Raw genomic sequence first — 23,401 nt, 5'->3', positions numbered from 1 at the left:
ACCGCATACTCGGCCGCGACTGAGTGTCCCGATGAACTGTGCGAGTTGCGATCACGCCAATCCCGAGGCGGCACGCTTCTGCAACGCTTGCGGCGCCGCGCTCGCGGCGCGCTGCCCTAGCTGCGCGGCCGACAACCCGCCGGGGTCGCGCTTCTGCAATGGCTGTGGCGCGGCGCTAGTAGGCAGTAGGCAGACGGCAGTAGGCAGTTCCCCTCTTCCCCTAACCCCCAATCCCATTTCCGAAGCACGCAAGGTAGTCACGATCATCTTCGCCGATCTCGTCGGCTCGACGTCGCTGCACGAACGGCTCGACGCGGAATCGGTGCGCCGCTTGATGGATCGTTACTACCGCGCGCTGCGCGGCGCCATCGAAGCCCACGGCGGTACGGTGGTGAAGTTGCTCGGCGATGGCGTCATGGCCGCCTTCGGTGTCCCGCGCGTCGCCGAGGACGATGCCATCCGCGCCGTGCGCGCCGGCGTCGCGATCGTGGAGGCGGTTAAGGGGCTAGGGGATCAGCCGCTTTCCCCAAGCCCTAACCCCCAAGCCCTAACCCCTAACCCCCTATCAGTACGCGTCGGCATCAACACCGGCGAGGTCGTCGTCAGCGCCGACAACACCGACGTCGTCGGCGATCCGGCCAACGTCGCGGCGCGCTTGCAGCAAGAAGCGCGCGCCGGCGAGGTGATCATCGGTGAAGCAACGCGACGGCTGGTTAGTGAGTTGGTGACACTGGCCCCCGCCGGGGTGTTCGCGCTCAAGGGGCGCACCGAGACGATGGCGGCGTATCGCGTGCTCTCGCTCGAACGGCCCGCGGCGGCCGCCGCCATCGCCTTCGTGGGACGCGACGACGAGCTGCGGCGCGTGTTGGCGGTCTACGACGCGGCGGTTGCGGAACGCCGCGCGCGCCTCGCTGTGGTGCTCGGCTCGCCCGGGCTGGGCAAATCGCGCTTGATCGAGGAACTCGCCCGCCGCCTGGGCGACGGCGCCACGGTGTTGACCGCGCAGTGCGAGTCCGCCGGTGGCGCGACGTTCGCGCCGATCGCGAAGGCGTTGCGCGCGAACCTGTCCGATCCGTCCGATCGGTCGGATCGGTCCGATGCGGCCATCGCCGCCGCGCTGCCCGCCAGTGACGATCGCGCCCGCATCGCCGACGGCATCGCCGCGCTGCTCGCTGGCACGCCAGGGTCACCCGAGGAAACCTTCTTCGTCGTCCGCCGCTTCCTCGCCGGGTTGACCACGACGCGGCCGGTCGTGCTTGCCATCGACGACTTACAGTGGGCGGAGCCGCTGCTGCTCGATCTCGTCGAGCACCTCGTGCAGTGGGGCAAGGAGATGCCGTTGCTGGTACTCGCCGGTGCGCGCCCAGAGTTGCGCGACGCGCGCTCGTCGCTGACGGCGACGGGCGGTCTCGTCTCCGATGTGATCACGCTCGGCGGACTCGACGCCGCGGCGGCGACGCGGCTGGCCGCGAACGTGATCGGCGCCGATGCGTTGCCCGCGGCGGTTGCTGGGCGTGTGCTCGCCACCAGCGAAGGCAACCCGCTTTTTCTCGCGGAGCTGGTGCGCATGCTGGTGACCGATGGCGCGCTCAAACAAGACGGCGATCACTGGACCGCGGCCGTCGATCTCGCCGCGCTCGACATGCCGCCGACCATTCACGCGCTGCTCGCCGCCCGCATCGAGCGGCTGCGCCCGGAGGATCGCGCGGTACTAGAGCGCGCCGCCGTCGTCGGCCGACAATTTTCGCGCAGCGCGGTCGCCCATCTGCTGCCGCGCGAGGTCAGCGACCTCGACGCGCGGCTCGAATCGCTCCGACGCAGCGAGGTGATCGAGTCCGACACCGGCTGGTTCCTCGGCGAGCCGGCGCTGCGCTTTCATCACGGGCTGATCCGCGACGCGGCGTACCGTCGCGTATTGAAGGGCACGCGCGCCGAGCTGCACGCGCGGCTCGCCGATTGGATCGAGACGAAAGTCGGGGAATCGATCGAGCACGACGAGACGCTCGGCTGGCACTTCGAGCAAGCCCATCAGCACCTGCGCGAATTGGGTCCGATCGCCGCGCACGGCCGCGCGCTCGGCGAGCGCGCGGCGCGCTATCTCGCCGCTGCGGGCCGGCGCGCGCTGGCGCGTGATGATCTCTCGCCAGCAGCCAACCTGCTCGGCCGCGCCCTTGATCGGCTCGATGAATCGGACTCGGCGCGCGCCGACCTGGCGCTCGATTGGTGCGAAGCGTTGCTCTCCGCCGGTGACGTCGGCCCGGCAACGAAAGCGATCGCAGAACTGGCTCGCTTCGTTGAAGACAAGGGGTTAGGGGGTTACGGGGCTAAGGGGTTAAGGGCCAAGTCCGATTCTTCCGTAACCCCCAACCCCCTAACCCCTAACCCCCAGCGTCTCCGCGCCTGGCACACCTGCTTCGTCGGCCAGCTCGCCGTGCTCACCGATCCGCAGGCACTGCAGGCCACCGCCGACGCGGTCGCGGCGGCGGCTGACGCGATGGTGTCTGTAGGTGACGCGGCCGGCGAGGCGAAGGCGCACTCGGTACACGCGCTGGCGCTGCAACGCCTCGGCAAGGTCGGCGCCTGCGAAGCCGCGCTCGACAAGGCGCTCGCCGCCGCTCGCCGTGCGAACGATCGGCGGCGCTCGAACGCGGTGCTCGCCGGAGCGCCGCTCGCCGCGCTGTGGGGACCGAGCCCGGTGACCCGCGCCAGCGGACGTTGCCTCGACGTCGTGCGCGTGCTGCGCATCACGCAAGGCGCGCCGGCGGTCGAGGCGGTTGCGCTGCGCTGCCAGGCGGTACTCGAAGCGTTGCGCGGACGCACCGAGGCGGCGCGGCGCATGATTGTGTCATCGCGCAAAATGGTCGAAGAGCTCGGCATCACACAGCGCGTGCTCGAAGCCGACGTGTTCGCCGGCTTGATCGATCTCCTCGAAGGCGACGCGGTCGCCGCCGAGAGTTGCCTGCGCGGCGCGTACGACGGGTTGCGCACGCATGGGCTCGGCATCGACGCGGCGCGCGCGGCGGCGTTCCTCGGCCGCGCGCTGCTCGCGCAGGGCCGGGCGGCGGAAGCCGAAGCGCTCAGCCATGAGAGCGAGTTGCTCGGCGGCGATGACTTGCAAGCCGCGATCACTTGGCGCGGCGTGCGCGCCGAAGCCCTGGCGCAACGCGGCGAACATGCGGCCGCCATCGACTTCGCGCGCGCCGCCGTCGACATCGCCGCCGCCACCGATGCGCTGCTGCATCACGCCAACGCGCGCAGCGCGCTCGCCGTGGCATTGCGCGCGGCCGGTCGCGCCGACGAAGCGAACGCCGAGGAAGCCCACGCGATCGAGTTGTGGGAAGCCAAGGGCGCGACGTTGCTCGTCGAGCGCGCGCACGGCGCGGCTCCGCGCATCGATGCGACTGTCGCACGCTCCGACGCGCGGGAGGGCGAGCCTCCCGGCGAGCCGTCCGATGGGCGGAGCGGCTCGGCAAAAGCCTCGCCCTCCCAGACAGGCAAGTCCCGGTGGCCGGGCCGCCGCGTGCGGCCGAACGCCGCGACCGCGTGGAGGGCCCGTTTCGACGCGGCTCTCGCCGCCCGCGATTTCGATGCGGTCGCGGCGGAGATGCACGAGGAGTGGCGAGAGATCGATCACCCGACAGGATCCGATTACGGGAGGGACGCGGGGATCGCTTCCCTCCAGCGCCTGTTCCGATCGCGCGCTTCGTACTACAAGGTCGAGTCGCTCGCGACGCTCGGCGAGCGCTTACTCCTGACCCGCCGCCGCACGGGCGCAAGCGGAGACACCCGAGGCCGCTACGACGTTGGCCCGTACGAGAGCGAGGCGATCGAGGTCACCGAGGTCGACGCGCACGGCCTCGTCTGCCGCCAGGAGGTCTTCGCAGCCGACAACCTCGGCGACGCCATCGTCCGCCTCTACGAACGCTACGCCGAGCTGCTGCCCGACGGCCCCGAGCGTGAGCGCGCTGCGGCGACGGCGCGCACGGTCGCCATCTTCGTGTCAGGAGCGCTTGATATCGATCGCTGCGCCACAGCGGTTGCGCCCGGCGTCGAATACGTCGACCACCGACCCATCGGCTTGGAGTCCGCGTACGGTGCCGAATCCGTGCTGCGGGTGCTCCGCTCCTTGCTCGAAGTCGCGGGCGACAGCGTGGTCTGCGTCGACGACATCATCGCCCTGCGATCCGACGCGCTCCTGATGCGCTGGACCCACTTCGGCACCGAGCGCGTCGGCGGTGGTCGGTTCGAACGCAATCTCTGCCAACTGTTTGTCTTCGACGCCGATGGTTTGCTGGCGCGCTGGGAGCAGTTCGCCGTCGATCGGGAGGACGAGGCGCTGGCGCGCGTCGACGAGCTGGTCCTGATGAGGGAGGGCGAGGCTTCCGCCGAGCCGTTTGATGCGCGAGGAGGCTCGGCGGAAGCCTTGCCCTCCCATTCACCTAGACCCTCGGGTACGCACCGGCGCGTGCGGCCGAACGCGGCGACCGCGTGGAAGGCCCGTTTCGACGCAGCTCTCGCCGCGCGCGACCTCGGTGCGGTCGCAGCGGCAATGCACGAGGAGTTCCAGGAGATCTATCACCCGACGGGATCGACGTACGGGGGCGACGCGGGGATCGCTTCGCTCCAGCGCCTGTTCCGATCGAGCGCTCCGTACTACAAGGTCGAGTCGCTCGCGACGCTCGGCGAGCGCTTACTCTTGACCCGCCGCCGCACGGGCGCAAGCGGAGACACCCGAGGCCGCTACGACGTTGGCCCGTACGAGAGCGAGGCGATCGAGGTCACCGAGGTCGACGCGCGTGGCCTCGTCTGCCGCCAGGAGATCTTCGCCGCCGATCGCCTCGGCGACGCCGTCTCGCGCCTCTACGAGCGCTACGCCGAACTCTTTCCCGAAGACCGCGAGCGCGTCCGTGCTGCGGCGGCTGCGCGGACACTGGGCTCGGTGTTGCAGCCGGCGAATCTCGACGCGTGGTGCGATACCGTCGCCGACGAGTTCGAGCTCATCGACCATCGCGTCCTTGGCATCGGCACGCTGCACGGCGGCGAGGCGATGCGCGCCAACTTCCGCGCCATGTTCGAGCTCGAAGAGCGATTCCAGGTCGCCATCCACGACGTGCTGGCGCTGCGCCCGGACGCGATCCTCTTCCTCGGTGGCAACGTCGGCGTCATCCGGGCCAGTGGCGGTGTCTACGAAAGGATATTCCTCCAGCTCTTGTCGATGCGCGACGATGGCCGCTTCGATAGCTTCGAGTACTTCGACGCCGGCTGCGAAGCCGAGGCGCTCGCTCGCTTCGACGCGTTGGTGGGTATCACGCGGGAGGACGAGCCTTCTGGCGAGCCGTGGGTGGAGAGGAGCGGCTCGGCAGAAGCCTCGCCCTCCCAGGACGAGCGCTTCGAGAACGCCGCATCGCGCGCGGATCGCAAGCTCTTCGATGTTTTCAACGCGCGCGACTGGGCTGGCGTCGAGGCCCTCGCTGCGCCGGAGCTGGTGTTCGACGAGCGGCGCCGCATGTTGCACAACACCTGCGGCCGGGAAATCTGGCTAGAGCAGTTCCGCGTCCTCTTCGATGTGCCCAAGAGCCGTTTCACGACGAAGCTCCGGGCGACGCGCGGCGAGCGTCTCGCGCTCAGCCTGCACAGCTTCGAGGGCGAAGTCGCGCATGGCGGCGGCCCGCTGGCGGTGGATGACCACCTCGTGCTCCACGAAGTCGATGGCGACGGGCGCATCGTCGCCATCGTGCTCTTCGACGAGGATGCCGCCGACGCCGCCTACGCCGAGCTCGACGCGCGTTTCGACGCCGGCGAGGGCGCGGCGCATGCCCGCAATCTCGCAGCGTGGCGCGGCAGGGAGCGCGCCATGGCGATCCGGGATTGGGACGCCCTGAGCGCGTCGAGGTCTCCCGATTTCGTCTTCCGCGATCACCGCCTCCTCGGCTGGGGCACGACGATGAGCGACTCTACGTCGGCGGACCAGATCACGAAAGCGCTCGTGGATCTCGCACCGGACGTGCGCCGCCGCCACGATCATGTCCGCCTCTGCGAGCGCGGCATCCTGGAACAGATGGCGCAGGTCGGCACGCGCGACGGCGGCGCCTTCGAGAACGTGTTCCTCGCCGTATACGAGTGCGACGCGCAGGGCCGGTGGCAAACCGTCGACAACTACGACGTCGAGCAGATCAACCAAGCGCGCGCGCGCTTCGCTGAACTGAACCCCTCTGTGTCTCCCCATGGTAAGGGGAGAATCAAAGAGGGGTCGTGGCCCGCCCGCTTCGCCAACGCCGCGACGCGCGTGGTGGAGCGCGGCGTCGCGGCGCTCGAAGCTCGCGACTGGGAGGGCTTTGGCGCCCTGTTCGCCGCCGGGTTTCGCCATGACGACCGCACCCGGATGGTACAGCTCGAAACCGATGGACGGACGTGGCTCGCCTCGTTCCGTCAGATGGCCGAGATGACGTCGTGGAACAGGGCGAGGATCCTTGCCACCCGCGGCGAGCGACTGGCGCTCTTCCGGATACTGTGGCGCGGCGCCGAGGGCGACGTCGGTCCCAGCGAGATCGAGTGGCTCGTGATCATCGAGGTCGATGACCGTGGCGACCATAGCGCGGTTGTCACCTTCGACCCCGACGACCTCGCCGCCGCTTACGCCGAGCTCGACGCGTGCTGGGCCGCTGGCGAGGCGACGGCGCACCCGCTCGCGTCGAAGTGGCTCGCCGATTATCTACGCGCCTTCGCAGCACGCGATTGGAACACCTGGTGCGCGCTCTGTGCGTCAGACATCGTCGGCTACAATCACCGCCTCGTTGGCTGGGGAACGCTGCACGGTCCGGCGGCCATGGTCTCGACCATGCAGGCGCAGATCGAGTTGGCGCCGGACACGCAGGAGAGGGTCGATCACGTCCGCACCGGCGCACACGCGGTGCTCTTTGAGTACGCCTGGCACGGCACGCGCGAGGGCGGAGCGTTCGAGAATTTGTGGATCGTGCTCATCGAGCTCGATGCGGCCGGCTTGGCGCGACGCGCCGACGTGTGGGAGGCCGAGCAGCTCGACGAAGCTCGCGTGCGTTTCGCGGCCATTGGTGGTCGGGCTAGGTGGGAGGGCGAAGCTCCTGCTGAGCCGGTGCGTGTTGCAGGAAGTGGCTCGGCGGGAGCCTCGCCCTCCCAAACCGCCCAACACCTCGCGGTGATCGCGAAGCCGAACGCGGCGAGCGAATGGTTGCATCGGTTTCAGTTGGCGTTCAACACGCGGGACTGGGATGCGCTGCGCGCCCTCTACGCATCGCAGGTTGTGTATGAAGATCGGCAGCGGCTGTCCCAGCTCTCTGGTGGCTTCGATATGATGATGTCATCCGTGCGCGAGAGGGCGGAGGCTGGGGCTCGCCAAGAGCGGATTCAGTTGCTGGGCACCGCCGGGAGTCGCGTCGCCATCCAACGGCTGCTGTGGGCTGGCGGAGGGACCGACCACCGCTTCGAGATGGAGCACCTCGTCGTGCAAGAAATCGACGAGGTCGGACGGCTCGTTGCGACGATCAATTTCGACCTCGACGACGCGCGCGCCGCGCAGCGCGAAGCGTGGGCGCGCTGGGCGGCGATCGAGCCCGACCTGGCGGCAACCGTCGGGTTGATCTCGAAACTGATGGACGCGTTCGATGCCCACGACCCCGCCGTATTCCGAACCCTTTGTACCGATGATCTCGTGTACGAGGACCATCGCCGGACCGGCATCGGTCGCCTCGATGGTTCGGAGGCGTTCGTCGAGAGTCTCGTCGCGTTGTGGAACCTCGCGCCGCTGACGCGGATCGAAGCCGGGTTCTGGCCCGCGTGCGATCGGCACGGCGCGGTCGCTGTCCTCCGTCGTTCCGGCACCTTGCCCGATGGCGGCGACTTCGAGAGCGAGTACCTGGAACTATTCGTCCAGGCACGGGGTCGTGCGACGCACCTAGAGTTGTTCGAGATCGACGACCTCGACGCGGCGCTGGCGCACTTCGAGGAGTTGCGCCCCGATCCGCTGCACGTCCCGCCGAACGCGGCTACGCGCGCGATCGATCGGCAAATTGCCCTTGCCTCGGCAGGCGATTGGGAGGCGGTGCGGGCGCTCCACGCACCCGGGCTCGTGTTCGACGACCGCCGTCGTGGCCTGCGCAGCACTACGGACGCTGAAGGCTACCTCGCCAGCATACGTTGGGCAGGTCCCAACACAGAAAGAGCGTCGACGGTACTCGCCACGGCGGGTGACCGATTGGCGCTCCAGCGCAATCGATTCACGAGAACGAAAGAGGTCCTCCTCTTCGAGATCGAGACCCTCGCTCTAACCGAACTCGACGCCGAAGGTCGCCTCGTCGCGGTCGTGCTCTTCGACCCCGACGATCGCGCTGCCGCGAGCGCGGAGCTCATCGAGCGCTACGCGGCCATCGGCGCGGATGACGTACCGGCTGCGTGGTTTGAATTCGTGCGCGCATGGAACGACCACGACCTCGTTCGACTTCGCACACTCCTGCCGAGCGACTACTTCTTCCACGACCATCGGCGCACGGGGATCGGCCAAGTGCACGGCGAGGCGTACATCGCTTCGCTGGACGCCTTGTATGAACTGAGTCCTGACGTAAAGCTCGAGCCGCTCCACTGGGTCGTCGTGGCGGATCACGGTGGCGTCGGCGTCATGCGCTGGGTCGGCACGGACGCTCAAGGTGGCGAATTCGAGGCCGTCTTCATCGGGTTGTCCGTACGCCGCGGCGATCAGATTGTCGGAGCTGAGCTCTTCGAGATCGACGATCTCGACAGCGCGCTGGCGCGCTTCGAGGAGTTGCGCACGAAAGGATGACGCGGCGGTGCACAAAGACGTGCCCCTCGATACGCGGCCCTTCGATACGAAGCCTTCGGCTTCTACTCTGTGCCGCTACTCGGGGAAACGGTTGTTTCTCACGGGATCAATATCCGTTTGCCCGAGTAGATCGCGAAGCGATCGTATGGAGCGCCGGCTTGTGCAAAACTCGATGACGCGATGACAGATACCGGAACGACCAACGCGCCGCTCACCAAGGGTCACTACTCCGTCGCGCGCGTGCTCGACGGCTGGTACGCACTCTGCCGTGGTGACGAACTGCGTGATGCTCCGCTGGCGCGGACGATCTTCGATCTGCCGGTGGTGCTCTTCCGCGACGCGAGCGGCCGCGCTGCGACGCTGCTCGATCGCTGCGCGCATCGCAATGCACCGCTTTCCCTCGGTACCATCGATGCGGCAGGACATCTCGCTTGTGGGTATCACGGCTGGCGCTTCGATAGAGGTGGCGCGTGCCGCGAGGTGCCGGGACTGCTCGACGGCAGCGACGCCAGCGGTCGCTGCGTGCCAGCCTTCGCGACGCGCGAGCAGGATGGATTCGTGTGGGTGTGGGGACGTGCCGACGGCGAGCCGACAGGCACGCCCATTCGCATTCCTCACATCGACGACCCCGAGTATCTGGTCGTCCTGCGCGAGTATGACGTCGAGTGCACGATGCACGCGGCGTTGGAGAACGCGCTCGATGTACCGCACACCGCGTTCGTGCACCGCGGCGATTTCCGCGGCAAAGGCAGCCGCGAGATCGAGGCGGTGCGGCGGCGGATTCCCGGCGGCATCGAAGTCGAGTACATCGGCGAGCCACCGCTCTCGGGCGCTACGACCGACGCTGAGGGCCGGCCGATCGTCTCACAACACTGGGATCGATTTTTCCTGCCGGGTGTCGCGCAGGTCGAGTACCGAACCAGCGCCGGCCGCCATTTGGTCAGTACGCTGCCGCACACGCCCGTGAGCGATCTGCGGACGCGCTTCTGGCTGGTGTCGTGTTGGAAAGTTCCCGTCGACAAACGCGACGAGATGCGGCCGATCATCGAAAAGCAGCTCGATACCATCCTCGCACAGGACGCCGAGATCCTGCGCCAGCAGACGCGGCGCATCCGCGAGTTCGGCGGCGAGTCGTACCGCTCCACCGCACTCGACCTGATGGGTCCGGAAATCTTGCGCATGCTGCGTCAGGCCGAGCGTGGGCTTCCCGCCGACACGGCACCGATCGATCGCCGCATCACGCTGCGGGTGTTCTGACTTTCAGGTCGGAGCCCTCACCCTAACCCTCTCCCAGAGGGAGAGGGAATTGGTTTGTCGTGAAGATGGATTCGAGTGGAGTGAAACCAACCACCGCTTCCCCGAGTAGCCACACCGAGTAGAAGCCGAAGGCTTCGTATCGAGGGGGGGCGTATCGAGGGGCACTGCGGCCATGCGCGGTGCTGCCGTCGACATCCGCTTCGCACGCTGGTACGAAACTACGCAAGATGTCTACGATCGCTGCACCGGCGCTGACTCACAGTTCGCATTGGGGGGGATTCACCGTCACTGTCCGCGACGGCGACATCGCCGCGGTTCATCCGCTGCACGACCCCGATCCGTCGCCGTTGCTGCGCAATCTCCCCGGCAGCGTTCGCCACTCTGTGCGCATTCAGCAGCCGGTGGCGCGTCGCGGTTGGCTCGATCACGGGCCCGGTCCTTCGCGTGAGCGAGGCAACGATTCGTTCGTCACGCTCTCGTGGAACGAAGCGTGGGACCGTGCCGCGGCGGAGTTCCAACGTGTCATCGCCGCGCACGGCAACGAAGCGATCTTCGGTGGCTCGTACGGCTGGGGGAGTGCCGGGATTTTTCATCAGAGCCAGCGCCAGCTCCATCGCTTTCTCAATTGCCTCGGCGGCTTCACCTCGTCGCACAACAGCTACAGCATCGGCGCCTCGCTCGTGCTGCTGCCGCACGTGGTGGGCAACGCGGGGTCGGTGTTCCGCAAGGCCACGTCGTGGACCGTGGTGGCGCAACACACCGAGCTACTCGTCGCGTTCGGCGGCATCCCGATGAAGAACACGTTCGTCGCGCCGGGCGGCATGGCTCGCCACGGCATCCGTGGCCATCTCGCCGACGCGCGCCGGCGGGGAATGCAGATCGCACTCTTCAGTCCGTTGCGCGACGACGTCGTCGCTGAGGCCGACGCGCACTGGTACCCGCTGATTCCGCTGAGTGACGTCGCCGTGATGCTGGCACTCGCGCATGTTCTGATCAGTGAGGGCCTCTACGATCAGGCGTTCCTCGATCGCTGCTGCCACGGCAGCGATCGCTTCATTGAGTACGTCCTGGGTAGGAGCGACGGCGTGGCGAAGAGCCCGGAATGGGCCGAGTCGCGCTCGGGCATCGCGTCCGACGAGTTGCGAGCGCTGGCGCGACGGATGGCGGCGTCACGCACGCTGATCACGGTTTCGTACTCGCTGCAGCGCGCTGAGCACGGCGAGCAGCCGGTGTGGGCCGCGATCGCGCTGGCCGCGCTGCTCGGCCAAATTGGCCTGCCGGGCGGTGGCTTCGGGCACGGCTACGGATCGATGGGTGATCTCGGCAGTTCGAGCGCGGCGGTCAACGTGCCGTTGCTGCCGGTGGGCCCCAACCAAGTGAAGTCGTTCATCCCGGTCGCGCGCATCGCCGATCTCTTGCTCCAACCCGGCGAATCGTTCGACTACAACGGCGCGCGCTACAGCTATCCCGACATTCGGCTGGTGCACTGGGCCGGCGGCAATCCGTTTCATCATCACCAAGATCTCAACCGCTTGCGTCGCGCGCTCACTCGACCCGACACGATCATCGTTCACGAGCCGTACTGGACCGCGATGGCTCGGCACGCCGATCTGATCTTTCCGGCGACGACGACGTTCGAACGCAACGACATTGGCTCCGGTCGCGCCGACGCGCGCATCATCGCGATGCAGCGCGTGGTCGCGCCGGTGGGTGGGGCGTTGAGCGATCACGACATCCTCGCCGGCATCGCCGAGCGGCTCGGCGTCGCCGACGCGTTCACCGAGGGCAGGGACGAGCGCGCGTGGCTCGATCATCTCTACTCCCACCTTCGCAGCATACTCATTGCCGCCGGCATCGAGGCGCCGTCGTTTAACGAGTTCTGGTCCGCAGGGTCGATCGAGATTCCCGATCTGGAAGCCGACCGCGTGCTCTTCGACGCGTTTCGCGCCGATCCCGAAGCCAACCGCCTGCGCACGCCGAGCGGCAAGATCGAAGTGTTCTCCGAACGGATCGCCGGCTTTGGCTACGACGACTGCCCTGGACACCCGACGTGGTTGGAGAGTGACGAATGGCTCGGCTCGCCGCGGGCGGCGCGCTTCCCGCTGGCGCTGGTCGCCAACAACCCGGCGACGCGCTTGCACGGCCAGCTCGACATCGGGCCCTACAGTCAGTCAGCCAAGGTGCAGGGGCGTGAGCCGGTGCGCATTCACCCGAGCGACGCCGCCGCGCGTAACGTCGTCGATGGTGACGTGGTGCGGCTGTTCAACGAGCGCGGGAGCTGCCTCGCCGGAGCGGTTGTGTCAGCCGACGTGCGAGCCGGCGTGGTGCGGCTCTCGACGGGAGCATGGTTCGATCCCGACGACGCGAGCGCCGAGATCGCGATGTGTGTCCACGGCAACCCCAACGTCTTGACGCGCGACATCGGCACGTCCCGGCTCTCGCAAGGTTGCTCCGGGCAACACGCGCTTGTCGAGTTGGAGCGCTTCACTGGCGTCGTGCCACCGGTGCGCGCCTTCGAGCCTCCGCCGATCGAGTCCTGATTCAACCACGCGTTTAGCGCGTGCTGACCCATTCGCGTAGCGCTTGGCGCAGCGCCTCGTGCAGCGTGAGACCTTTGGCCTTCGCCTTGTGATCGGACAGAATGTTCACCACGAAGAGCACGAAGGGCACGAAGAGAGCCGCCGAAGAAACGTCCTATGACTCCCAAGGTCAAGTCCATCGCCAATGAGGCAAGGGCAAGCCGCCCGAGAGCACTTCGCTCTGCCCGACCTTCGTGGTCTTCGTGACTTCGTGGTGAATTCCTATTCGGGCTGACGACGCTGCTAGCCAAGCCCTGATTGGACACCCCTCGATCGCTTGCGGTTCTTCCGCCGGTCTGCGCATCAGAGAGGTTGGAGGATGACATGAAGGAATTCCGGGATAAGGTCGCGGTTGTCACCGGCGCGGCGAGTGGCATTGGGCGCGCCTTGGCGCAGCGGTTCGCGCGCGAAGGAATGAAGGTCGTGCTTGCGGACGTGGAGCCGGCGGCGCTCGAACAGGCAGCGCGCGAGATCGAGGCGACGGGCACGCAAGCACTGGCGGTGCGCACCGACGTGTCGAAGGCGGCCGAGGTCGGGCGGCTGGCGCAAGCGGCGCTCGATAAGTTCGGTGCGATTCACGTGGTCTGCAACAACGCGGGTGTGGTGACGTCGTCGCCGAGTTGGATGCAGACTGTCGCCGATTGGGAGTGGGTGCTCGGCGTCAATCTGTGGGGCGTCATCCATGGTGTGCGCGTGTTCACGCCGATTCTGTTGTCGCAAGGCGTCGAGGGCCACATCGTCAACACCGCCTCGATGGCCGGAATGATCTGCGGCCCGGGCGCGGCGCCGTACAACGTGTCGAAGTTCGGGGTCGTGGCGCTGTCGGAAACGCTGCACTACGAGCTGACGATGCTCGGGGCGCCGGTGCACGTCTCGGTGCTGTGCCCCGGCTTCGTGAACACCAACATCTTCGACGCCGCGCGCAACCGCCCGGCGGCATTGGCCGAGACGGCGCCGAAGATGCCGGGAGCCGAAGAGATGGAGCAGATGGCGCGTCAGCTCCTCGCGGCGGGATCGCCGCCGAGTTTGGTGGCCGATGTCGTCTTCGACGCCATCCGCAACGAGCGCCTCTACATCTTCCCGCACCCCGAGTGGAAGCAGTACATCACCTCGCGCATGGAGGGCATCGTCGCCGAGCGCAATCCGACGCTCGGAACCATGGAGGAGGTGTTCAGTCGGTTGAGAGGGAGCAACTAGCCTCAAGGCGAAGACATAGTGCAACCGCCGATGGCCGCCGATGTTCGCCGATCACGACTCTCTGCAAAGCAGGAGAAATCGGTGAATCTTATCGGCGTTCATCGGCGTCCATCAGCGGTTGCCTCTCCCGTTTCGGATCGAGGGAGTCTCGAAGTGCTCACGTGCGGCGGCTACGAGGATCTCTTCTGCATTCCCAACGCCGCGTCGCGAAACTCCGGCGGGATGCGCTGTGGGCGGCCAGCGTCGTTGAGCACGGCGTGTGTGGTGTGGCCGCTGGCGAGTAGCGCCCCGTCGAGCGCGGTCACTTCGTACGAGATGGTGAGCCGCGCCCGCATGACGTCGCTGATGCCGGCGCGAATGATCACGTCGTCATCGTAGCGCGCCGGCTTGTGATAGCGGCACGCGGTCTCGATCACACCGAGGTAGAGCCCGCGCGCGATGTACTCGGGAAACGGATGGCCGAGCGTGCGGAACAACTCGGCGCGGCCGATCTCGAACAACCGAAAGTAGTTGCCGTAGTACATGATCCGCATCGGATCGCAGTCGGCGAAGATGACGCGATAGCGCGCGACCTCGATCAGTGTGCCGTGCTCCATCGCGGTGTCTCCTATGTCGAGGTGGTCACGAGAGCAAGCGGCTACTTCGGTTCTCCCCTCGCATGTGGTAGCTTGCGGTTCATGGAGACCGACGTTGTGGAACTGTTCAAGCGGGCTTGTCAGTTGCCGGAGAAGGATCGGGCTGAACTCGCGGGCCTCTTGCTCGAAAGCCTGGAGACCGAGCCAGACCCGGCGGTCGATCAGGCTTGGGCACAGGAAGTCGAACGACGGGTGACTGAGCTTGACTCTGGCACGGTGAAACCCGTGCCTTGGGAAACAGTCAAGGCAAAGTTGCTCGGTCGCCTCCGTGAATCCTGAAGTCGAGTTCCATCCGGCTGCGGAACAGGAGCTTCTCGACGCCGAGGACTGGTATGCGGAGCGCAGCCGTGTCGCGGCGCGAGCATTTGTTCAGGAAGTCACCGTTGTCGTCGAGCGCGCGCTCGCAGCCCCCGAGCGCTGGCCCCTCCATCTGCACGGAACGCGGCGCATAGTGTTTCCGCGCTTTCCGTTCAACCTCATCTTCCGGCGCCGAGAGGAACGAGTTCAGGTTGTCGCTGTGGCCCATCAAAGTCGTCGCCCCGGGTACTGGAAGGATCGGGTATGAGGCACGCCTCCGGTTGATCAACGACTTCGCGCATCGTCGCAGTAGGAGTTGGAGTCAGGCGAAATATGATGACGCCGGACCGTTCGTTCGAACAGGGCTTGGCAGAGATTCGCCGGCGTCGTGCGCGGGTGTGGGCACTAGGGTTGGGCTACCTTCCCGCGATGGTCCTCATCGCGATTACCGTCAGGCTGTTTCAAGCGGAGCGAGCACAGCAGCGCACGATGGTGGTTGCAACCCTGCCCTGGATGGCGCTGTTTGGAATCGCCGCCGTTCGGGCCGGGTGGGCTCGCTGTCCGCGTTGCGGCAAGTTGTTCCATCAGCGTCGGATTAGGCGCCTAATTTGGTGGAGCAACGGCTTCACTCGTCGTTGTCTCAATTGCCAGCTGCCGCTGCTTCAGTCTCCATCCGACAAGCCGCCTCAGTCGACGCGGGCCGCTGCGCCGAACGGAAAAACGCGCACGGTGGGAAGCGGCCCGCACGGCTGAGCGCTCGCGTTGCCCTGAGGTATCGGATCAAGAACACCACGACCGTATCGCCCCCTTTCCCGCCGTACGGCTCCTGCTATGATCCGCCCGCACGACATTGGGGAGGAGAGCGAACATGAAGCGTCGGCGGTTGGGCGGGACTGGCCTGGTAGTTTCGGAGATCTGCATGGGGACGATGACGTTCGGCAATCAGGCCGACGAGCGCACGAGCTTCGCGATTCTCGATCGCGCGTGGGACGCGGGCGTCGACTGGGTTTCGGCGGTGGTGAGGAAGAAGATCGCTGTACCCGCGGCGGAGGGTTTGGTACGGTCGCTCACTGGGGGAGAGTTCAATGGCAGACCTGCTCGATCGAGTCACGATCAATCCCAACCAGTGCGGCGGCCGGCCGTGCATCCGCGGTATGCGACTCCGCGTCATCGACGTGCTCGGCCTCTTGGCGGCTGGCCAGAGTCGGGAGGAAATCCTCGCCGACTATCCCTACCTTGAATCCGAAGATATCGCCGCGTGCCTGACCTATGCTGTTCGACGCTTGGACCACCCAACTCTTGCCGCCTAGATGCCCGAACCGCCCACCGCGCTACTGATCTGGGTTAACGCTCAGATGCCACCAGTACTGTGCCGGTGGATCGAGGAGCCGCAGAGCATTCGAGCCGTCCACGTTTCCGAGATTGACCTTCTCACTGCGGAGAACCCGGAGATCTACGAGAAAGCACGGTTCGCAGGTGCCGTTGTTTTGACCAAGGACGAGGACTTCGTTCAGCTTCAGGAACGACGCGGCGCTCCGCCGCAACTCGTGTGGGTGACGTGCGGCAATCTCAGCAATCGACAGCTCAAGCAACTCCTTCTTTCGCGGTGGAAGCGAACCATCGAGTTGCTCCGTGCCGGTGAGCCGCTGGTCGAGATAAATGAGGGCCGGGCGACTGACTAGCCCGTCGGGCGACTCCTGCTATGATCCGCGCGCACGACATTTGGGAGGAGAGCGAACATGAAGCGTCGGCGGTTGGGCCGCACCGGCCTGGTGGTTTCCGAGATCTGCATGGGTACGATGACGTTCGGCAATCAGGCCGACGAGCGCACGAGCTTCGCCATCCTCGATCGCGCGTGGGACGCGGGCGTCGACTTCCTCGACATCGCGGAAACCTATCCGGTGCCGCCGGATCCGAAGTACGCCGGTCGCAGCGAAGAGATCTGCGGAAAATGGATGGCCGGCAAGTCGCGCGATGCGGTGTTCATCGCAACCAAGGTGGCAGGGCCGGGGATGGGGTGGTTCCTCGCGCCGCAACGCAGCGGCAAGACCGCGCTCGATCGCCATCACATCGAGCGCGCGGTTGAAGCTAGCCTGCGACGATTGCGGACCGATTACATCGATCTCTATCAAACGCATTGGCCCGACCGCGATCTGCCGATCGACGAGACGATGACCGCGCTCACGCGCTTGGTCGAAGCCGGCAAGGTCCGCTACGTCGGATGCAGCAACGAGACCGCGTACGGCCTTACCAAGAGTTTGTGGTCGAGCGACAAGAACGGCTCGGTTCGCTACGAAACGATTCAAAATAACTTCAGCCTGCTCAACCGACGCTTCGAGGACGAACTTGCAGAAGCGTGTCGGCGCGAACAGATCAGCCTGCTGCCCTACAGCCCGATCGCCGGCGGTGTGCTGAGCGGCAAGTATCAAGACGGCGCGCGACCCAAGGGCTCGCGCTTCACCAACTACGGCGAAGGCAATCCGCGCTCGCAATCGATGACCCGCCGCTTCGTCAATGAGCAGACGCTGAGCTCGACCGCGCGCTTCATGGCGATCGCGCAACAGGCGGGCATGTCAGTTACGACGCTGGCAACGGCGTGGTCGTTGATTCACAACTTTGTCGGCTCCACCATCATCGGCGCCACCACGGTCGAGCAACTCACCGACACGCTCGCCGCCGCGGATGTCACGCTCACGCCCGACGTGCTCGATCAGTGCAACAAGGTGTCGAAGGAAATCCGCTATCCGATGGGATGATTCCGATTGCGGAATGCGGAATGGCGATTGCGGAATGGCGAATGTGAAATGCGGAATGGCTCGATTGCGGAGTGCGGATTGGGGATTGCGGAATTGGGGACTCGGAGTGCGATCATTGACGCGGCACGGGAGTTTAACGCCGGGCGCTACTTCGAGGCGCACGAAGTTCTCGAAGCAGGGCTCGACGATGTCCCGGACGATCTGTGGGAACTGTTCACTGGACTGATCCAGATTGCAGTCGGCTATCACAAGACGACGCAGCAGTTATGGAGTGGCGCGCTTCGGATGCTCGACAGCGGACTGCAAAAGACGGCGCCATTCGCCGGCGACGCTGGCGGGATCAACCTCGCGGCGTTGCGCGACCGGGTGCGCGCCGACATCGACACGATCCGCAGCGGGACGTTTGACGCGGAGACATTTGTGCGTCAGCCACCGCGGTTGCAACCGCTCGCGGACGGGTGAACTGCTTCACGCGTTGCGCGTGAGTCGCACCAACCACAGCGCCGGCACCAGCCCGAGCAACGCGACGCCGGCCTCAACAGCGAATACGTTGGCGGTTCCGAAGCGGTCGACCAGCACACCCGCGAGGGCGAGACCGCTACTTCCGCCAATGCCGAAGGCGATGGTGCCGTACAGCGCTTGCCCGCCGGTGCTGCTCCGCGGCGGCACTAGTCGGGAAAGCAAATGCAGCGCGGCGAGATGAAAGGCTGAGAACGTAAACGCGTGCGCCAGTTGCAAGCCGATGACGAGCACCTCGTTGTGGGCGATGGCGGTCAGGGCCCAGCGCGCCGCGGTGACCAGCAGAGAAAAGACGATCACGCTCGGCGCGCTGCGCCACGCCAGCAGACGGCTACCAAAGAAAAGCAGCACGGCCTCGGCGCCGACAGCTAAGCCCCAGGTGATGCCCGGCACCGCATCGGAAAAGCCGAGCGCCGCCGAGTGCACGGCGAAGAATCCCGAGAACGCACCGCAGCTCAGTTGAATGAGGAACGCGCTGGCGAGGAACGCCGCCAACGGCGCGGTCAACAAGCGCCACGGCGCGCGGAAGTGTGAGGCATGGCCGAATTGCTCGCGTGGCAAACGCGCTAAGGCGACGATCATTGGCGGCAACGGAATCAGCAGCAGGAGCGGCACGATGGCCGGAGTGAACGCATGCACCAGCGGCGCGCTGAGCAGCGCGCCGGTGACGAAGGCGACCGATCCCCAAGTGCGCAGGCGTCCGTAGTCGCCGCCGAGTTGCGACAGATGGTCCATCACCGTCGCGTCGACCATCGGCATCAGCGGCGCGTGGAGCAGCGCGATGAACGCGGTCACCGCCAGCACCGCCGTAAAACTGTGAGCGAACAGTAGAGGCACGAAGCCTAGCGCCCCGCCGAACGCGGCGATGACGAGCAGGCGATGGCGGATGCGCCAGCGATCGGCGGCATAGGCCCACGCCAGCGCGCTGCCCCAGCGCAGCGCCGGCTGCATGCCGAACACCACGCCGATCTGCCACCCGGCGAAACCGAGGTGCGACAGGTAGAGCGGGAAGTAGGGCATCCACACGCCGCCGCCCCAGAAGAGCAGAAAATAGGCTGCGATGACGACGCGACGCGGACGCGGCATGCGCGCGTCTCGCAGGTCTGACCGGCCGACGCAAGCCACGCGCGGCGACGATCGTCGACATTGCGAGTCGGATGCACCCGCGGTAGGAAAATGGTCACCGCAACGGCGGCTGGGATCGTCCGAGGACAACGTCAACGAAGACAAGGAGGCGCGGATGGAAATCAACGGCATTGCCCACGTGATGCTCACGGTGAGCGACTTTGCAGCGTGTCGGCCCTTCTATGACAAGCTACTGCGCTTCCTCGGCTTGAAGCCGGTGATCGATATGGATGGAATGCTCTACTGCGTTGGCGGTCGCACTGCCGTGGGCATCATGAAGGCGGATGACGCCCATCGCGCTGAGCGCTTCGTCCAGTTGCGCGTCGGGCTGCACCATCTGTGCTTCCGCGCCCGCGAACGCGCCGACGTGGATCGCTTGTACGACTTTGCTCGCGAGTTGGGCGCGAAGATCATTCATGCGCCGGAAGACGGCGTCTGGGCTCCCGGGTACTACTCGGTGTTGTTCGAAGATCCGGACGGCATTCGCATCGAGATGAACCACGTGCCGGGCAAGGGACTGCTCACGGACCAGCCGGCGACATCGTAGGCTACTTCATGCGGTAGCCGCGGCTCTGCATGCATTCCTCGTAGCGGCTCTGCAGCACCAATTTGGGAACGACACTGGCCGCCTGCTCGCAGGCGGCGTGATCGCGTTCGAAGTCCGCCTGCGTGGCGCCACGCTTCGTCCAGGTCGCGGTGCAACCGCCGAGCAACGGTGCCAGAACGAGCAGCAACAGGGCGTAGCGCATGGTTCGGAGGGCTTCCTAATCTCAATCCCAAGAAAAAGAACTTAACGCAAAGTCGCCAAGGCGCAGAGGCGCAAGGGCTTTAGTCCGATCGGTCGGCACGAACGAATACCACTGAACGGCCTTCAGAGAAATGAAGTCTCGTCACAGAATACTCGCTTTCCGCCTTCGCGTCTTTGCGACTTCGCGTTGGAGGACTTTCCGATTGGGGAGCCCGCACAGGCGGGACCGCCGTGTTGGATTGTGTCGGCGGAGATGCAGGTTTCTACTTCGGACCCTGCTTGTTGCTTGGCTGACCTCCTGCGTCCGGGAGGCCTCGCTGGCCCTTGATGCCGGTTTCGATGTGGCGTTCCAGCGGCGTCGGCTTTTTTCCGCCGCTCTGCTTCATGAGATTGGGGCTCGCCTTGTCGACGTACTTCCTCGCCTTTGATGCGTCGTCGTTGGCTGCTTGGGCGAAGCTTGGGCCGACACTAGCGGCGAGTGCCGCCACCGCGGCCAGACTGAGGATGAACAGTCGCTTCATTGAACGCACCTCGGTTGTTGCGGCGGACGGAAAGGGGGGCGGGACGAATCCCGCCCCCGAATATTGAAGCAAGGCTAGTCTTCCGCCGGCTTGTCGGCCGCAGGTTTGTCTGCGGGCTTGTCCGCACTCTTGGCGGCTGGAGCCGGGGCTGGGGCTTTGACGATCTCAATCAACTCGACATCGAACACCAGCGCCTGGCCCGGCTTGATCTTCGGCGGCGCGCCGCGATCGCCGTACGCGAGGTCGGACGGGCAGATCAATTTGCCGGTGCCGCCGACCTTCATCAGCTGTACGCCCTCGGTCCAGCACGGGATCACGCCGTTGAGCGGGAAGGTGGCGGGCTGACCGCGGTCGCGCGAGCTGTCGAACTTGGTGCCGTCGGGCAGCGTGCCGGTGTAGTGAACCTTCACCTGATCCGTCGCCTTCGGCGCGACGCCGGTGCCGGCTTTGGTTTCGGTGTAGATCAGGCCTGACGCGGTCTTCTTGGCCCCCTTCTCGGCGGCGGCCTTGGTGAGGAACTCCTCGGACTTCTTCTTCTCGCCCTCGGCGACGACTTTGGCGCGGCTCTGCTGGAGTGCACCGATCTTCGGGCCGTAGGTTTCGAGATCGACCTTCTTCTCGCGATTCAGCGTGCCGTCGGCAATGCCGGCCTGGACGAACTTGAGCTCGGCCTCAGTCAGATTGAATGGTCCAAGGTTCTGACTGATGGCCAAACCGATCGCGTAGAGGGTCTTGTCGTCGTCGGTCTTCAGCTCTGGCTCGTCAGCGCGCGCAGTGGTGACACTGGCGAGCAGCGCGAGGAGCATGGTGATGGTGAGCTTGCGCATGAGAGTCTCCCTTTCAAGAATGGTGGACGCGAGCGGCCACGAAAGTCGCGCACTAGTAGCCGCGTCGCTAGCGTAAAGCAAGCAGCCGGGAGCGGTGTGAAGGCGTTGCCAGAAGGCCGCGATCTCAATCCATTCCCAACTTGGCTTTGCCCTCGGGCGAGATCATGTGCGGGCTCCAGGGTGGATCCCAGACGACTTGCACGTCGGCTTCTTCGACGCCGGGCAAGCTCTCGATGCGGCGGCTGGCATCCATAGCGATTGACGGCCCCATGCCGCAGCCTTGCGCGGTCAGCGTCATCTTCACCTGCACCGTGCGTCCGTCAATGCGCATGTCGTAGATGAGCCCGAGGTCGACGACGTTCACCGGAATCTCCGGATCGTACACTTGGCGCAGTTGATCCCAGACCAACTCTTCGCTGATCGGTTCGTCGCTGCTCGCGGTCGCGGCGGTCGCCGTCGCGCGCGGTTCCTTGCCGATCGCCTCGGCGTCGCGGTCGCTCACTCGATACAGACCGCCGAAGGTTGGGATCTGCAGGGTGTAGGTGTCGCCCAGCGATTGGGTGATCAGACCGGGGGTTCCCTTCGGAATCGTCACGGTGATGCCTTGCGGAATCTGAACCGCTTCGCAGTCGCGGCTGAACTCGACTTGTTCGTAGCTCATTGATCAACTCCTCTTCTTCGATGCGAGTGGGAGTGTAGCTGCGGAACGTTGATAGGACAAATGACACCCCTCGGACGGTGTCGACGGGGGGATTGCCGTCAGAGCGTCCGCTGCCCCACACGAGTGCGCGGACGGATGATGCCCTGCTCGCGCATCCCGGTGATGGTCAGGATGTGTCCCGTGTATGTCGCTGGCTGGTCGGCGATCCACAGGCACGCATCGGACATGATGACCGGATCTTCGAAGTCGCTGGTGTCCATCCCCTGCAACGTGAAGACGAAGCCTTCGCTCCAAATCGGCACGTCGATGCGCATGACGTTGACGGCGATGGCGGACGGCTTGAGTTCGTGGGCCATGCATTGGTTGAGCGACTCTAGCGCCGCCTTGGTCACTGTGTAGCTGGCGCGGCCGAACTCGGGGAACACCGCGGCCTCTGACGACACGTTGATCACGTGCCCGCCGCCGGCTTTGGTCATGCGCGGACAAGCGGCCATCATCAGCGCCAGCGGGGCGTTGACGTTGATCTCCATCGCCAGCCGCCACTTACGCATCGGTTGCGGAAGCGTTGGTCCGGGAATCGCGATCGCGGCGTTGTTGATCAGCACGTCGATGCGACCGAACTCGTCATAGGCGCGATCGACGGCGGCGCGCAGTTGTTCTTCCACTTGCAAATCGACGCCGAGCGCCAATGCGCGTCGACCGTGTTGGCGGACCAACTCGGCGGTCGCGTCGACCGTGCCAGGCAGTTTGGTGGGCTGGTCACTGGTTGAACGCGCCAGACACACCACGTCGTAGCCCGCCTTCGCAAAATCGATGGCGAGTTGCTTGCCGATGCCGCGACTGGCGCCGGTGATGAAGGCGACTTTGGGAGAACTCATGCCGCGCCTCGTACCATGAGGCCGAGCAACTTGCACGGCTCGGCCAGGGTCGGTACAAGATTGGTCATGAAAATGAATCTCGCCAGCATCACCGCGATAGTCGCGTTGGGAACGGTCGTGGCCGCATACGCCGGCTCCGACGCGCAGAAGAGTGCCGGGCGACAGTACGTCGTTGCGGTCTCGGGCATGACGTGACCTCACTCCTGCGCTGACAGGGTCCGTGCGGCCCTGACTAAGATCGACGAGTGCGAAAATATCGAGGTGAGCTTTGAACAGAAGACGGCGACGCTCACGGCCAAGAAGGGTAAAGCGATCACGCGCGCGATGATCGAGAACGCGTTCAAGGACACTAAGTACGGCGTGAATACGTTCAGCGAAGTGCCGCGCGCCAAGCCCGGCGGCTGACGCTGAACACCTCCGTAGTGGCCTGTTGAAAGGTACGGCGCCCTTCGAGACGGCGCTTCGCGCCTCCTCAGGACGAGCGGGAAAGTATTGGGGCACAAGAGGAGAACCGCTCATGCTGAGGAGCGCCGACAGGCGCGTCTCGAAGCATGCGGACCCTTCAAGCTGCTAAACCAACTGATTCCAT

19 protein-coding genes are annotated in these 23,401 nt (G+C 65.7%); 12 read left to right on the top strand and 7 right to left on the bottom strand.

Translation table 11 applies throughout. From position 1 onward, the window contains the following. Positions 1–31: 31 nt before the first annotated feature. The 4 genes from HYR72_25190 to HYR72_25175 all read left to right on the top strand — a co-directional run bounded on the left by HYR72_25190 (position 32) and on the right by HYR72_25175 (position 13,845). Complete coding sequence (locus tag HYR72_25190) at positions 32–8,812, top strand: nuclear transport factor 2 family protein (GenBank protein MBI1818289.1); 8,781 nt, start codon at positions 32–34, stop codon at positions 8,810–8,812. Between the two features lie 180 nt (positions 8,813–8,992). After that, positions 8,993–10,069: an aromatic ring-hydroxylating dioxygenase subunit alpha gene (locus HYR72_25185; GenBank protein ID MBI1818288.1), complete on the top strand. Its 1,077-nt coding sequence runs from the start codon at positions 8,993–8,995 to the stop codon at positions 10,067–10,069. A 227-nt stretch (positions 10,070–10,296) separates the two neighbouring features. After that, positions 10,297–12,609, top strand: coding sequence for a molybdopterin-dependent oxidoreductase (locus tag HYR72_25180; GenBank protein MBI1818287.1), 2,313 nt, complete (start codon positions 10,297–10,299; stop codon positions 12,607–12,609). 363 nt (positions 12,610–12,972) lie between these two features. After that, positions 12,973–13,845 (top strand): SDR family NAD(P)-dependent oxidoreductase, encoded by an 873-nt coding sequence (locus HYR72_25175; GenBank protein MBI1818286.1) that lies wholly within the window; start codon positions 12,973–12,975, stop codon positions 13,843–13,845. A gap of 170 nt (positions 13,846–14,015) precedes the next feature. Here the strand turns inward: HYR72_25175 and HYR72_25170 are convergent, their stop codons facing one another. Beyond that, a complete protein-coding gene (locus HYR72_25170; GenBank protein MBI1818285.1) occupies positions 14,016–14,441 on the bottom strand; it encodes an acyl-CoA thioesterase in 426 nt (141 codons plus the stop codon). An 81-nt stretch (positions 14,442–14,522) separates the two neighbouring features. On the opposite strand from HYR72_25170, the gene HYR72_25165 reads away from it, so the two are divergent. The 6 genes from HYR72_25165 to HYR72_25140 all read left to right on the top strand — a co-directional run bounded on the left by HYR72_25165 (position 14,523) and on the right by HYR72_25140 (position 17,995). Further along, positions 14,523–14,759, top strand: a complete 237-nt coding sequence (locus HYR72_25165; GenBank protein ID MBI1818284.1) for an addiction module protein — start codon at positions 14,523–14,525, stop codon at positions 14,757–14,759. Beyond that, on the top strand, positions 14,749–15,045 hold the full coding sequence (locus HYR72_25160) for a type II toxin-antitoxin system RelE/ParE family toxin (GenBank protein ID MBI1818283.1): 297 nt from the start codon (positions 14,749–14,751) through the stop codon (positions 15,043–15,045). Before HYR72_25165 ends, HYR72_25160 begins: the two co-directional genes overlap by 11 nt. A gap of 817 nt (positions 15,046–15,862) precedes the next feature. Further along, the gene (locus HYR72_25155) at positions 15,863–16,087 is read left to right on the top strand and encodes a DUF433 domain-containing protein (protein MBI1818282.1); all 225 of its coding nucleotides are present in this window, start codon (positions 15,863–15,865) and stop codon (positions 16,085–16,087) included. Beyond that, positions 16,088–16,459 (top strand): DUF5615 family PIN-like protein, encoded by a 372-nt coding sequence (locus HYR72_25150; GenBank protein MBI1818281.1) that lies wholly within the window; start codon positions 16,088–16,090, stop codon positions 16,457–16,459. A gap of 57 nt (positions 16,460–16,516) precedes the next feature. Then, entirely contained in the window at positions 16,517–17,533 is a 1,017-nt protein-coding gene (locus tag HYR72_25145; GenBank protein MBI1818280.1) for an aldo/keto reductase, read from the top strand. Between the two features lie 93 nt (positions 17,534–17,626). Then, complete coding sequence (locus HYR72_25140) at positions 17,627–17,995, top strand: DUF309 domain-containing protein (GenBank protein ID MBI1818279.1); 369 nt, start codon at positions 17,627–17,629, stop codon at positions 17,993–17,995. Positions 17,996–18,001: 6 nt separating this feature from the next. On the opposite strand, the gene HYR72_25135 is transcribed toward HYR72_25140, so the two are convergent. Further along, positions 18,002–19,138 (bottom strand): MFS transporter, encoded by a 1,137-nt coding sequence (locus tag HYR72_25135; protein ID MBI1818278.1) that lies wholly within the window; start codon positions 19,136–19,138, stop codon positions 18,002–18,004. Between the two features lie 154 nt (positions 19,139–19,292). Here HYR72_25135 and HYR72_25130 point away from each other — a divergent pair, with 154 nt between their 5' ends. After that, the gene (locus tag HYR72_25130) at positions 19,293–19,724 is read left to right on the top strand and encodes a VOC family protein (GenBank protein ID MBI1818277.1); all 432 of its coding nucleotides are present in this window, start codon (positions 19,293–19,295) and stop codon (positions 19,722–19,724) included. Between the two features lies 1 nt (position 19,725). Here HYR72_25130 and HYR72_25125 read toward each other — a convergent pair whose 3' ends face one another. From HYR72_25125 to HYR72_25105, 5 genes are all read right to left on the bottom strand, one after another. After that, positions 19,726–19,926, bottom strand: coding sequence for a hypothetical protein (locus HYR72_25125; protein MBI1818276.1), 201 nt, complete (start codon positions 19,924–19,926; stop codon positions 19,726–19,728). A 262-nt stretch (positions 19,927–20,188) separates the two neighbouring features. Next, entirely contained in the window at positions 20,189–20,446 is a 258-nt protein-coding gene (locus HYR72_25120; GenBank protein ID MBI1818275.1) for a hypothetical protein, read from the bottom strand. A 74-nt stretch (positions 20,447–20,520) separates the two neighbouring features. Next, positions 20,521–21,273: an FKBP-type peptidyl-prolyl cis-trans isomerase gene (locus tag HYR72_25115; protein ID MBI1818274.1), complete on the bottom strand. Its 753-nt coding sequence runs from the start codon at positions 21,271–21,273 to the stop codon at positions 20,521–20,523. A gap of 124 nt (positions 21,274–21,397) precedes the next feature. After that, positions 21,398–21,934 carry a DUF59 domain-containing protein gene (locus HYR72_25110; protein MBI1818273.1) on the bottom strand — a complete coding sequence of 179 codons (537 nt, stop codon included), beginning with the start codon at positions 21,932–21,934 and terminating at the stop codon, positions 21,398–21,400. 98 nt (positions 21,935–22,032) lie between these two features. Further along, the gene (locus HYR72_25105) at positions 22,033–22,812 is read right to left on the bottom strand and encodes an SDR family NAD(P)-dependent oxidoreductase (GenBank protein MBI1818272.1); all 780 of its coding nucleotides are present in this window, start codon (positions 22,810–22,812) and stop codon (positions 22,033–22,035) included. Positions 22,813–23,073: 261 nt separating this feature from the next. On the opposite strand from HYR72_25105, the gene HYR72_25100 reads away from it, so the two are divergent. Continuing rightward, the gene (locus HYR72_25100; protein MBI1818271.1) at positions 23,074–23,217 is read left to right on the top strand and encodes a hypothetical protein; all 144 of its coding nucleotides are present in this window, start codon (positions 23,074–23,076) and stop codon (positions 23,215–23,217) included. The last annotated feature ends 184 nt before the right edge of the window (positions 23,218–23,401 follow it).

This window comes from Deltaproteobacteria bacterium (assembly GCA_016178705.1).
In the GTDB taxonomy this organism is placed as follows: Bacteria; Desulfobacterota; Binatia; order HRBIN30; family JACQVA1; genus JACOST01.
This window is presented reverse-complemented; position numbering and strand designations above follow the sequence as displayed.

Coding starts and splice junctions, on each gene's coding strand:
- HYR72_25190 (MBI1818289.1), top strand. CDS start 32: ATGAACTGTGCGAGTTGCGATCACGCCAATCCCGAGGCGGCACGCTTC.
- HYR72_25185 (MBI1818288.1), top strand. CDS start 8,993: ATGACAGATACCGGAACGACCAACGCGCCGCTCACCAAGGGTCACTAC.
- HYR72_25180 (MBI1818287.1), top strand. CDS start 10,297: ATGTCTACGATCGCTGCACCGGCGCTGACTCACAGTTCGCATTGGGGG.
- HYR72_25175 (MBI1818286.1), top strand. CDS start 12,973: ATGAAGGAATTCCGGGATAAGGTCGCGGTTGTCACCGGCGCGGCGAGT.
- HYR72_25170 (MBI1818285.1), bottom strand. CDS start 14,441: ATGGAGCACGGCACACTGATCGAGGTCGCGCGCTATCGCGTCATCTTC.
- HYR72_25165 (MBI1818284.1), top strand. CDS start 14,523: ATGGAGACCGACGTTGTGGAACTGTTCAAGCGGGCTTGTCAGTTGCCG.
- HYR72_25155 (MBI1818282.1), top strand. CDS start 15,863: ATGGCAGACCTGCTCGATCGAGTCACGATCAATCCCAACCAGTGCGGC.
- HYR72_25150 (MBI1818281.1), top strand. CDS start 16,088: ATGCCCGAACCGCCCACCGCGCTACTGATCTGGGTTAACGCTCAGATG.
- HYR72_25145 (MBI1818280.1), top strand. CDS start 16,517: ATGAAGCGTCGGCGGTTGGGCCGCACCGGCCTGGTGGTTTCCGAGATC.
- HYR72_25135 (MBI1818278.1), bottom strand. CDS start 19,138: ATGCCGCGTCCGCGTCGCGTCGTCATCGCAGCCTATTTTCTGCTCTTC.
- HYR72_25130 (MBI1818277.1), top strand. CDS start 19,293: ATGGAAATCAACGGCATTGCCCACGTGATGCTCACGGTGAGCGACTTT.
- HYR72_25125 (MBI1818276.1), bottom strand. CDS start 19,926: ATGCGCTACGCCCTGTTGCTGCTCGTTCTGGCACCGTTGCTCGGCGGT.
- HYR72_25120 (MBI1818275.1), bottom strand. CDS start 20,446: ATGAAGCGACTGTTCATCCTCAGTCTGGCCGCGGTGGCGGCACTCGCC.
- HYR72_25115 (MBI1818274.1), bottom strand. CDS start 21,273: ATGCGCAAGCTCACCATCACCATGCTCCTCGCGCTGCTCGCCAGTGTC.
- HYR72_25110 (MBI1818273.1), bottom strand. CDS start 21,934: ATGAGCTACGAACAAGTCGAGTTCAGCCGCGACTGCGAAGCGGTTCAG.
- HYR72_25105 (MBI1818272.1), bottom strand. CDS start 22,812: ATGAGTTCTCCCAAAGTCGCCTTCATCACCGGCGCCAGTCGCGGCATC.